Genomic DNA, 3,302 nt, shown 5'->3' with positions numbered 1-3,302 from the left:
GTTATTAATCAAGTAATCAATCATCTTTCTTTCCTCCGTTTTCTTTTTCAAAATCGACATATTTTTCACTCGGCTTAAAGGTGTCAAACGCCCGGCCGCCACCTGTAAAGAATTTGCCAAAAAATTCTACATATTGTAAACGCGCTGCATGCACGTAAGCACTTAGTAATGACAAAAAAATATTTAGCGCCTGTAAGATCACTAACAGAATGATCCCAACAGAAAATCGTGCTACCGGCGGCATATAGCCCACTAATAAATTAAAGGCAGCGGCGATACTGCCGCCAGAGATCCCTAACGCCATCAAACGACTATAGCTGACAAAATCGCCAATATAGCTTGTTACCCCATAGAGATCATAGATCCCCATGAAAAAACCGCCAACTTTGGACTTTCCTTTAATGATCGGCACAATCACGATCAGCAGCCCGCTAAGTCCTGCTATAATCAATCCTAATGTGACGAGTGCTGGGGCGGTAAAGAGCCAATTTCCAGCAGCAGCAACCAAAAGTCCCGCCAGCAAGCCTTGCCAAGAAAAGCCTTGATTGACAGCTGCTAAAAAATCTTTCTTGCGAATATTTTCCTTCGCGGCCAAATAAAGACCTGTAAACAATTGGATCCCTCCAAAAATCATGGATAATCCAAAAATAGCCATAAAGTCTTTCGCTGGCGATAACAAATGAAATGGCAAAGTCGCTCCAAAAAACGAGCCATAGATCAATCCCCAAATCATCGTAGGACCGGATAATGTTTGAAACAGCTTCATAAACCGTTTCGTCCCTTTAGGTAAACGGAAAAAGTGCAGGCCAATAGTGGTCACCAGTGCCATCAATCCGCCATAGCCCAAATCAGCAACCATCATCCCAAAGAAGACATAATAAAAAGGTGTCATCCAAGGCGTTGGGTCGATCTCATCATATTTAGGCAAACTATACATTTCCGTCAACATTTCAAATGGTTTGATAAACGAAGCATTTTGCAGTTTGACTGGAACTTGATTCGCAGTCAATTCTTCTAAGGTAGGTTCATTGAATGAGCAATAGACTTCGCCGTTAAAAGAATCTGCCAGCTCTTTTTCAAGAGTCTGTTGATCTTGTTGCGCGACCCAGCCTCTCAAAACAGTATGATGTTTGCCAGTGACCAATCGTTTTCGTACCATTTTTCGTTGTTCTTTTGTCAAAAAATATTCTTCTGCTTGCTGCAAACAAGCAATCTTAGTTTTATACGTGCCAATCTGATTTGCCAGCTGTTTTCGCTGATCCGCTAGCTCTCGCAGTTTTGCCTGGGCCTCGTGCAACAGCACTTTTGGTTTTTTCAGACTGTCCGTATTTTCTTTTTTTACACTATATCGCTGAAAAACATTCTCAACTTCTGCAGAAAGCTTCTTCGGGTAAAGACAACTGAAATTTGTCTTTTTTGTATCCGAATAAATCATTTCCAGGTAAACAGCATCAAGTTGTTTGAGGGTCGCTGATATGGCTTCCCAATGAGAACTTTCAACACTGCCACAAAAGAAAGTGGCAAATGCCAACTCTTTTTCTTCGAGAGAAACATCCAGGTTTTGCCATTCCATTCCCCAGGTTTCTGATTGAGAAGCGGCTTGCATCGCTTCATGATTTTTTTGCCATTGCAACTGCAACTCTTCAATTTGTTCGACAAGCGTCAAGACAGTTTGCTCTTGAAAGGAGTCTTCAAATGCAGGCAGTTGTAAAGATTGGCGTTGCCACTCTCGTATTTTGCCGCTTCCGCCTTGTCGCCGGATGAACAAGATTGCTTCTTGGATCCTGCGAAGCGTCTCTGCGTAGCTAGTCGCTGTCTCTTGTTGATAATCAGCAAAAAATTCTTTGAGCCATGGTTGATTTTCTGCATTTTCAAAGACATCTTCAATCTCAACCATCTGTAAGCTTTGCAGTTTTTTCAATAACCGCTCTTGATGGTTTTCGGGGGCGATCAAGGTCAGCTTACTTAGTTTCGTGACTGCCATAAGTTTGGATCACTCCTTCAACGATCTGATCGACCACTTGTTCTTGACAGCGACGAACATTTTCTTGGAGATCTGCAATAAACTGTTGTTTCTCTGCTTCGATCTGTTCCGTCGTTTTTTGCAACGTTTGTTGTAATTGTTGTTCAAGTGCGGACTGTTCACGCAGACATGCTGCTCTCAATTCAAGTACACGCTGTTGTAGTTCCTCCTGCTTCTCTTCTTCGTAATCAGACAGCGCCCGTTGCAATTGCTGCATCTGCTGTTGATTATAGGCTTCTGCCTCTTGCAGGCGTTTCAGTGCCTCTTCCATCAAAATATCCCTCCTATTGTCAAAGTAAACAAGACAATTGAAAAATAGACACAAAAAAGGCATACCTCGTAAAGAAGTATGCCTTCAAAAAAAAGATCGGCACGCCTTCAAGAATGTTCTCCTCACCCCTTGGAGAACGTGATCCTTGAAGCATCGAAATGCTCAACCTTTGTCTGTCTTCTATTCAATTCACTAAACAGTATAGCAAAAAAAGACGGACGATTCAAGTCAGTAAAGATTTCACTGAACCAATAATGACTTTAGCCTCTCTCACATTTATCCTTCTAATTTAAAAGCAGAGTAGTTCCGTTTTTGGCAGAATTATGTTACATCTATAGGGAAAGGATTGATTTTCTTTATGATTAGAACATTAGTTATTGCCAGTCATCCGTCCTATGACGACTCTTTATCTCAACGTTTTTTTAGCGAAAGTGCCAAGATGCCTAATGTCAGTGTTCATATGCTTGACAAAGTTGCGGGGGATTTTGATTTAGAGATTGAGTTAGAACGATTGCAAACGATCGATCGTCTGATTTTCCAGTTCCCCCTTTATTGGTACCAAGTTCCTGCAAAAATGAAATGTTGGATCGATACGGTTTGGGAGGCAGCCAAACCCTACTTATTAAATAAAGAAATCGGCTTTGCTCTTTCTACAGGCGTTGCAGCCAAAGAATTTCAACTAGGTGGAAAAGAAGGAGCCAGTTTTTCTGAAATTTTGCGACCTCTAACTTTAATGGCACAAAAATACCAAATGACCATCTTACCGGTTCTCGTTCTCGATCAGTTAATGTATAAAACAGAAAAAGAGAAACGGCGATTTGTGATCGACTATCAGCAGCTGCTGACAATGAAAGCCCCCTTTTCATTTGCTGCCAAACAACAGTGGTTTATTCAAAGACTAGAAGCACTGACAGCTGAAAATCCAAAACTCGCTCCTCTTCTCGATCAACTTATCCAAAATCAGGAAACCTTACTTGAATTAGATGAAGCTCTTGCTGAAATGGAGGC

At 41.5% G+C, this 3,302-nt stretch carries 3 protein-coding genes and 1 other annotated feature; of the genes, 1 reads left to right on the top strand and 2 read right to left on the bottom strand.

What is annotated here, in order from left to right; genetic code table 11:
• Positions 1 to 16: 16 nt before the first annotated feature.
• Entirely contained in the window at positions 17 to 1,984 is a 1,968-nt protein-coding gene (locus AB5Z52_RS16330; protein ID WP_003126714.1) for a V-type ATP synthase subunit I, read from the bottom strand.
• Positions 1,962 to 2,294 carry a hypothetical protein gene (locus AB5Z52_RS16325; protein WP_029486849.1) on the bottom strand — a complete coding sequence of 111 codons (333 nt, stop codon included), beginning with the start codon at positions 2,292 to 2,294 and terminating at the stop codon, positions 1,962 to 1,964. The genes AB5Z52_RS16330 and AB5Z52_RS16325 overlap by 23 nt, the downstream gene beginning before the upstream one ends.
• Before the next feature lie 116 nt (positions 2,295 to 2,410).
• Positions 2,411 to 2,462, bottom strand: a sequence feature (sodium ion sensor (DUF1646 type); this cis-regulatory element may regulate processes involved in with the transportation of sodium ions).
• A gap of 178 nt (positions 2,463 to 2,640) precedes the next feature.
• Here AB5Z52_RS16325 and AB5Z52_RS16320 point away from each other — a divergent pair.
• A partial coding sequence (locus AB5Z52_RS16320; protein ID WP_368267033.1) for an NAD(P)H-dependent oxidoreductase occupies positions 2,641 to 3,302 on the top strand: 662 nt, incomplete at its 3' end.

Origin of the sequence: Enterococcus sp. RTP21361st1_A6_RTP21361_211029, assembly GCF_040910045.1 — a bacterium.
Taxonomy (GTDB): Bacteria; Bacillota; Bacilli; order Lactobacillales; family Enterococcaceae; genus Enterococcus_D; species Enterococcus_D gallinarum.
This window is presented reverse-complemented; position numbering and strand designations above follow the sequence as displayed.